Raw genomic sequence first — 7,404 nt, 5'->3', positions numbered from 1 at the left:
GGACCGTGAAACGACTCCACGCCGATGATAGTGCGGATCACCCGTGTGAAAGTAGGTAATCGTCAGGCTCCTCATGCTACAAACAAAAACCCCACCCCACCAAGGTGGGGTTTTTGCGTTTCAGCGCGCACATTCGAACCGCCTGGATGTCGGCACTTTCCCCGCACCTCATCCCACATTTCCTCCCCTCAGCGCGCTTTCCGCACGCCTCTTGCCGTTTACCTTCCCGCAACAGATACTGTATAAATATACAGTAAAACCACAGGCCGTCGGATGCTCAAGCCCTGGGCAGATCCGAGCATTTGCGGACGGGGAAAGCTCATGGGTGCCGCACTTTCATTGCTCGATATCGGGCTGACATCGCATCTGCAGCGTCAACTCTGGCAGGGCAGTCCGATCAACGATCCCGAATCGAACGTCGTTTCGAGCGGCCATCGGATGCTCGATCTGCTCTTGCCCGGCACTGGCTGGATGCCGGGCATGGTCACCGAACTGCTGATCGAAGAGAGCGGCATCGGGGAAATCAGGCTGCTCGCGCGCACGCTCCGCGAGTTGACAGTCAGCAAAGGCCGGTCGGTCATCTTCGTCGCTCCTCCCTGGACACCCAACTTCGCTGCCCTCAAGGCAATGAACATCGCCGTGAACAAGCTCGTCTGGGTCAAGGCGCCGGAAGAGCACACGCTGTGGGCAGCGGAGCAATCGCTGAAACAGGAAGGCATCGGCGCCGTGTTGGTCTGGCTGCCGCAAGTGCGTCCCGAGGCGCTGCGGCGTCTGCAGGTCGCGGCTCAGGAAGCGCAGTCGCTGGCGTTTCTGTTCCGGCCGCTCAAGGCGGCCCGGCAATCGTCGGCGGCGCCATTGCGCATGATCTGCAAGCCGTGCCTTCCCGCGCACGCCCAGACCATGAACCGTCGCGAGTGGATGCAGGCCGTCATGCTGGAAATCGACATCATCAAGCGGCGAGGTCCATTACTGGGCAAGCCGTTGCAATTGAGCTTGCCGCTGCAGTTGCCCGCGCTGCCCGAACACATTCGCCGCGCACATCTGAGCAGGAAAGCACGAGAGGTCAAACATGTTGTGGATAGCGGTGACATTGCCGCTTTTATCGCTCGAAGCAGTCAGGCCGCCCTCGATGCCCTCAGCATCGGCCAGCCCGATTTCGCCTGGAGCGGCATCGGCGAATGATGCCGGCGGCCTCGACGATCCCGAGCAGCCCTGTTTCGCGCTCGCCGATCACGCCCGCATCCTGATGCCCGATCTCGCCGCGTTCCGGCTCGGCGTGCGTCCCGGCAGCACGCGCTCGCATGCGTTCGCGCTCGCGCCGCGCCTGACCCTGCTCGCCGTCGATCTGAACGCCGAGCAGCACGCCCTCGAAGCCGTGGCGCTGGCGCTGCTCGCGTTCACGCCCAAGGTCGTGCTGGCGCATGCGAACACCGTTTTGCTGGAAGTCGGCGCGAGCATGCGTCTCTTCGGCGGATTGCGCGCCTTGCTGTCGAAGACCGCGGCGACGATCAAGGGCTGCGGTTTCACCTCGCGCATGGGCTGCGCGCCGACGGCCTGGGGCGCGTGGCTGCTCGCGCACGCCCGCACGCGGCGGGTCGCACGGCGGGTGCGCATCGTGAAGGAAACGACGCTCGTGCAGGTGCTCGATACCTTGCCCGTATCGCTGGTGCCGTCGGCGCATTCGCATGGCGACGTGTTCGAGCAGATTGGCTGCGCAACGCTCGCTGATTTGCGCCAGCTGCCGCGCAAGGGCATCGCGCGCCGCTTCGGGCCGGGCATCCTGCAATGGCTCGCGCAGGCATACGGGCAGGCGCCCGATCCACGCGAGGCGTTCTGCGCGCCGGCATCGTTCGAGGCGCGGCTCGAGTTGCAGGCGCGCGTGGAAAGCGCCGATGCCTTGCTGTTCGCCGCACGCCGTCTCGTGCTGCAGCTGGCCGGTTGGCTGAGCGCGCATCACGCGGCGGTCAGCGAGTTTTCGTTCCTGCTCGAACACGAACTGGCCGCACGTCATGCGCCGAAGACATCGACCTTCAAGGTGACGTGGGCCGTACCGACACGCGATGCCGAACACATCCTCTGGCTGCTGCGCGAAAAGCTCAATCAGACGACGCTGGTCGCGCCGGTGATCGAGATGAAGCTGCTGGCCGACAAGGTCAGCGAGCACGCGCCGCCGCCCGACACGCTGTTTCCGCTGCCCGGCTCCGAGAGCGATTCGCTGGCGCAGCTGCTCGAGCGTCTGAGCGCGCGGCTGGGCGCGGAGAACGTGGTGCAGCTGGTCGAACATGACGATCATCGTCCGGAGGCGGCGATGACGGTCGAGGCGTACAAGACGGCGAGCGCAAGCAAGCCAAAGCGCAAGAAGAAGCAAACTGAAAAGACTGCTGAACCCGTCGAGCCAGCCGACACAGAAGCCGAAACCCAACCCGACGCGCCTCTCGAACTGCCGGATCGAGCGGTGCCTTCGCAGCCGCGTCCGGCGTGGATCCTCGATACCCCGCAGAAGCTGATGTTGCGCAACGAGCGGCCGTTTTACCGGCGGCCGTTGAAGCTGATCAGCCGGACGGAGCGTATCGAGGCGGGCTGGTGGGACGGCAACGGCGTGCAGCGCGATTACAACGTCGCCGGGGACGATCAAGGCCGCATGTTCTGGGTCTATCGCGAGCGCCTGACCGGCTTCTGGTTCCTGCACGGATTTTTTGGATGATGCCGCGATGGACGACGATCTGAACGACATCATCGGCTTGGGCGAAGGCGACGAAGGCGACGAGGGCGAGGGCGCAGGCAACGAAAAGCGGACCTTCCTCGGTTCGATGTCGGCCTCCGCGCTGCTGCCCGACTATGCGGAGCTGCATTGCCTGAGCAACTTTTCGTTCCTGCGCGGCGCGTCGCATCCGCAGGAACTGGCTGCCGCCGCGCTTGAGCATGGCTATACCGCGCTCGCGATCACCGACGAATGCTCGCTCGCGGGCGTCGTGCGTGCGCATGCGGCGATCAAGGACATCGAAGCGCAAGCGGACGCGGCCGCGAAAGCCGCCAGCGAGGCCGGCGAGCCACCGCCGAAAAGGCAGCACCTGAAGCTGATCATCGGCAGCGAACTGCATCTGACGGACGCCGATGGCAATCCCTTCTGCACACTCATTGCGCTGGCGACGAATCGTGACGGTTACGGCAACCTGTCCGAACTGATTGCGCTGGCGCGCTCGCGTTCCCCGAAGGGCCGCTATCAACTCGGCCCGGAGGATTTCACGAATCCGGCGGCGTCGTCGAGTGCGCTCGACGCCACCGACTTGCGCGGCGACATCGCGCATCTGAAGCATCTGCACGACTGCCTGCTGATCCTGGTGCCGCAGCGTTCGGCGACGCTCGCCGAAACCCTTGACCGCGCGCACTGGCTGGCCGGTTTCGCCGCCGGGCGCGCGTGGCTCGCCCTGGAACTCTGGCAGGACGGCAGCGATGACGAACGTCTCGCCGCGTCGCGCGTGATTGCCGAAGCGAGCGGCTTGCCGCTTGTCGCGGCCAGCGGCGCGCTGATGCACGCGCGCTCGCGCAAGCCCTTGCAGGACACGCTGACCGCCATCCGCCTCGGCCGTCCGCTCGCGCAATGCGGCTACGCGCTCGAAGCGAATGCGGAACGGCACCTGCGCACGCGGCTACGCATCGGGGCGCTGTATCCGGCGGCGGCGATCCGGGAAACGCTCCGGCTGGCCGCGCGCTGCACCTTCAGTCTCGACGAGCTGCAATACGATTATCCCGAAGAACTCGTCCCGCGCGACGAAACCCCCGCCAGCTATCTGCGCAAACGGGTGATGGAAGGCGCGCGCGTGCGCTGGCCAGACGGACTGGATGCCGACACGATCGGACTGATTGACAAGGAGCTCGCGCTCGTCGCGGCGCTGAAGTACGAAAAGTATTTCCTGACGGTCTACGACATCGTGTCGTTCGCGCGCAGCCAGAAGATCCTGTGTCAGGGACGCGGCTCGGCGGCGAACTCGATCATCTGTTTTTGCCTGTTCATCACCGAACTCGATCCGGTCCGCATGGGGCTGCTGATCGAACGCTTCATTTCGCAGGCGCGCAACGAGCCGCCGGACATCGACGTCGATTTCGAGCATCAGCGGCGCGAAGAAGTGATCCAGTACATCTATCGGAAGTACGGACGGCATCGCGCGTCGCTGGCGGCGTCGGTCATCACGTATCACACGCGCAGCGCGTTGAAGGACGTCGGCCGTGCGCTCGGGCTGGATGCGTCGCTGATCGAGCGGATCGGCAAGTCGCAGCAGTGGTGGGACGGACCGTCGGCGGTGGCGGGCTATCTGCGCGAAGCCGGGTTCAGCGACGACTCCCATGTGACCAAGCATCTGATCCGGCTCACGCGCGAGTTGCGCGGCTTTCCGCGGCATTTGTCGCAGCACGTCGGCGGCTTCGTGATTGCGCGGGAACGCTTGTCGCGGCTCGTGCCGATCGAAAACGCCGCGATGAAGGACCGTTGCGTGATCCAGTGGGACAAGGACGACATCGACCAGCTGAAGCTTCTGAAAGTCGATGTGCTCGCGCTCGGCATGCTGTCGGCGATCCGTCGCGCGCTCGAATTCGTCGCCTTGCGCCGGGGCATTCCGGATTTCGGCGTCCAGCACATTCGCCGCGAGGACAAGGCGGTCTACGAGATGTGCTGCCGGGCGGATACGGTCGGCGTGTTCCAGATCGAATCGCGCGCCCAGCAGAGCATGCTGCCGCGTCTGCGGCCCAACAAATATTACGACCTCGTGATCGAGGTGGCGATCGTGCGCCCCGGACCGATCCAGGGCGGCATGGTGCATCCGTATCTGCGGCGCAAGCAAGGACTCGAAGAAGAGGAATATCCGAAAGAGGAGTTGCGACCGGTTCTTGGACGCACGCTCGGCGTGCCGATTTTCCAGGAGCAGGTGATGAAGCTCGCGATGGTCGCGGCCGGCTACACCGCCGAACAAGCCGATCAGTTGCGGCGCGCGATGGCAGCCTGGCGGCGCGGCAGTCATCTCGAGAAATATCAGGCCGATCTGATGGCGAAGATGCTGGCGCGCGGCTATGAGCACGATTTCGCTGCGCGCGTGTGCAAGCAGATCGAGGGCTTTGGCGAATATGGTTTTCCGGAAAGCCATTCGGCGAGCTTCGCGCTGCTCGTCTACCTGAGCGCATGGATCAAGCGTTACGAACCTGCGGCGTTCCTGGCGGGCTTGCTGAACAGTCAGCCGCTCGGTTTCTATTCGCCGTCGCAGCTCGTGCAGGACGCGCAACGTCACGGCGTGAACGTGTTTCCGCCCGATGTCTCGCTGAGCGACTGGGAATCCGTGCTGGAGGCGCGTTCGGGCAACGGCGAGCGTCTCGTCTTCGATGCCGGCAAGGAGCAGCGCCGCCAGCAGTTCTATGGGGCGGGATCGTCGGGTCAGATCTTTCGCAAGACGATGCGGCGTGGGGCGCGCCGACTCACTGCGCGCGTCAAGCTGCCGTCACGGCAATACGGCGTAACCGGGCCAGGCGTGCGCATCGGCTTGCAGCAGATCAAGGGCATGTCGCAGGCGGCGGCCGAGCGGATCATGGCCGCGCGGGCGCAGGCGCCGTTCGCGGATGTCGACGACCTCACGCGCCGCGCGGCGCTCTCCCGCCGCGAGCTCGAAGCGCTGGCGGCCGGCAATGCGCTGGCGAGCATCGCGGGGCACCGGCGTCAGGCGTGGTGGGCGGTCACCGCGCAGCAGCGCGCGCCGGAACTGCTGCGCGACGCGCCGATGAGCGAAACGCCGCTCGCGTTGCCGGAGGCTTCGGAGGGACGCGAGATCGTCGACGATTACGCGAGTCTCGGGCTCACGCTCAATCGTCATCCGCTGGCGCTGCTGCGCGACAGGCTCGCGCGCATGCGCTTCAAGAGCGCGGCCGAGCTGGAAAAGACCGCCAACGGGCGCTTCGTGCGGGCGTGCGGCATCGTGACGGTGCGGCAACGGCCGGGCACGGCGAACGGCACGATCTTCGTGTCGATCGAGGATGAAAGCGGCTCGATCAACGTGATCGTGTGGCCGGGGCTCGTCGAGAAGCAGCGCAAGGTGCTGCTGGGCGCGTCCTTGCTCGGCGTGCACGGCGTCTGGCAAAAGGACGGCGACGTGCGCCACCTGGTGGCGCAGCGGCTCGAAGACCATAGCGCGCTGCTCGGCCGCCTTGCCGCGACGAGCCGCGATTTTCACTGATCTGGAAGGTTCGGATAGTTGGCAAGCAGGCTGGCGATCGCATGATCGAACGGCGTGCGCCTGCCGATGCCCAGCGCTTCCAGCCGGGCGGAATCGAGATGGCAGTCGCGCGGACGCGGCGTCGTGTCGGTCGGCGTGCGCTGCGCGATGAGCCGCGGGTCCAGCTTCAGGGCCCGCGCAATGCGCCCGGCGATGTCGAACTTCGTCATGGGTTCATCGCCGGACCAGTGCGTGATGCCGGAAATCGTCGCGCCGCGCGCGTGATGTTCGAGCATGCCGCGGATCACCACGGCGACGTCGGGTGTGAAGGTCGGATAGCGCGTTGCCCAGGCGTCCATCGGCGCGCCGGGGTGCACTGCATCCGCCGATGCGACGATGGCCGGCGTCAGGCTCGTCACCGCGGATTCGTTCCAGTCGGTGCACGGCCCGTAAAGCAGCGGCAGACGCAGCACGCAGGACGCCGGATCGCAGTCGAGCAGCGCGCGCTCGCCATCCAGCTTGCTGCGCCCATAGGCGTTGAGCGGCGCGGGCGCGTCATCGGGACGATAGGGCGGCGAGGTGCCGTCGAACACGTAATCGGTCGAGATCGACAGCACCCATGCGCCGGTCGCGCGCGCCTCGCGGGCAATCTCGCGCAATGCGTCCACGTTCAGGGCGCGAGCCAGCGCGGGATCGTGCTCGCAGACATCTGGCCGACGTTCGGCTGCCGCGACGACGATTGCATCGGGTTTGAGGTCCTTCAGGAAGGCGCGGACGGCGCCGTGGTCGAGCAGATCGAGTTTGACGTCGTGCAAGCCGGCGCGGCTGTGCGCGGTGGTCACGACGCGCCATGTCCTGGCGCTGTCCGCGCGCGCCAGTTCGGCGGCGACCGCCCGTCCAAGCAGGCCTGAAGCGCCGATCAGCGCGACGGTGAAAGGCGTGTCGCCCGTCATGCCGAAGCGACGTTTACCACGGTATAGCCGGCTTCGTCGATGGCGTCTTTCAGGGCATTGGCCGGTTGCGCCGATTCAACCGCGACCCGGCCGCGTTCAAGATCCACGCGCACTTGCGCTTGCGGATCGATTTCCTTGATGGAGCGCGTCACGGCGCCCACGCAGTGCTGGCAACTCATGCCTTGAACTTCGAATTCGGTCATTGCGATTTTCCTCGTGAGAAGGTTCGATGGACACATCGTATACCTTGCCATTGT

5 protein-coding genes are annotated in these 7,404 nt (G+C 65.5%); 3 read left to right on the top strand and 2 right to left on the bottom strand.

The window, feature by feature from the left end; genetic code table 11:
- Positions 1-321: 321 nt before the first annotated feature.
- The 3 genes from imuA (at position 322) to QCE63_RS09835 (ending at position 6,215) form a co-directional block, all read left to right on the top strand.
- Positions 322-1,182 (top strand): translesion DNA synthesis-associated protein ImuA, encoded by an 861-nt coding sequence (gene imuA, locus QCE63_RS09845; RefSeq protein WP_404990120.1) that lies wholly within the window; start codon positions 322-324, stop codon positions 1,180-1,182.
- The gene (locus tag QCE63_RS09840) at positions 1,130-2,704 is read left to right on the top strand and encodes a DNA polymerase Y family protein (RefSeq protein WP_309832583.1); all 1,575 of its coding nucleotides are present in this window, start codon (positions 1,130-1,132) and stop codon (positions 2,702-2,704) included. Before imuA ends, QCE63_RS09840 begins: the two co-directional genes overlap by 53 nt.
- A 106-nt stretch (positions 2,705-2,810) precedes the next feature.
- On the top strand, positions 2,811-6,215 hold the full coding sequence (locus QCE63_RS09835; RefSeq protein ID WP_309833758.1) for an error-prone DNA polymerase: 3,405 nt from the start codon (positions 2,811-2,813) through the stop codon (positions 6,213-6,215).
- On the opposite strand, the gene QCE63_RS09830 is transcribed toward QCE63_RS09835, so the two are convergent.
- Entirely contained in the window at positions 6,209-7,147 is a 939-nt protein-coding gene (locus QCE63_RS09830; RefSeq protein ID WP_309832582.1) for an SDR family oxidoreductase, read from the bottom strand. The genes QCE63_RS09835 and QCE63_RS09830 overlap by 7 nt on opposite strands.
- A complete protein-coding gene (locus QCE63_RS09825) occupies positions 7,144-7,350 on the bottom strand; it encodes a heavy-metal-associated domain-containing protein (protein WP_309832580.1) in 207 nt (68 codons plus the stop codon). The genes QCE63_RS09830 and QCE63_RS09825 overlap by 4 nt, the downstream gene beginning before the upstream one ends.
- Between the last annotated feature and the right edge of the window lie 54 nt (positions 7,351-7,404).

It is taken from the genome of Caballeronia sp. LZ065, assembly GCF_031450975.1.
Classification (GTDB): domain Bacteria; phylum Pseudomonadota; class Gammaproteobacteria; order Burkholderiales; family Burkholderiaceae; genus Caballeronia.
The sequence above is the reverse complement of the archived record's forward strand: the minus strand, read 5'-3'. Positions and strand labels throughout refer to the sequence as shown.

Bases quoted from the DNA above. Each gene is read 5' to 3' on its own strand.
- imuA (WP_404990120.1), top strand. From the start codon at position 322: ATGGGTGCCGCACTTTCATTGCTCGATATCGGGCTGACATCGCATCTG.
- QCE63_RS09840 (WP_309832583.1), top strand. From the start codon at position 1,130: ATGCCCTCAGCATCGGCCAGCCCGATTTCGCCTGGAGCGGCATCGGCG.
- QCE63_RS09835 (WP_309833758.1), top strand. From the start codon at position 2,811: ATGTCGGCCTCCGCGCTGCTGCCCGACTATGCGGAGCTGCATTGCCTG.
- QCE63_RS09830 (WP_309832582.1), bottom strand. From the start codon at position 7,147: ATGACGGGCGACACGCCTTTCACCGTCGCGCTGATCGGCGCTTCAGGC.
- QCE63_RS09825 (WP_309832580.1), bottom strand. From the start codon at position 7,350: ATGACCGAATTCGAAGTTCAAGGCATGAGTTGCCAGCACTGCGTGGGC.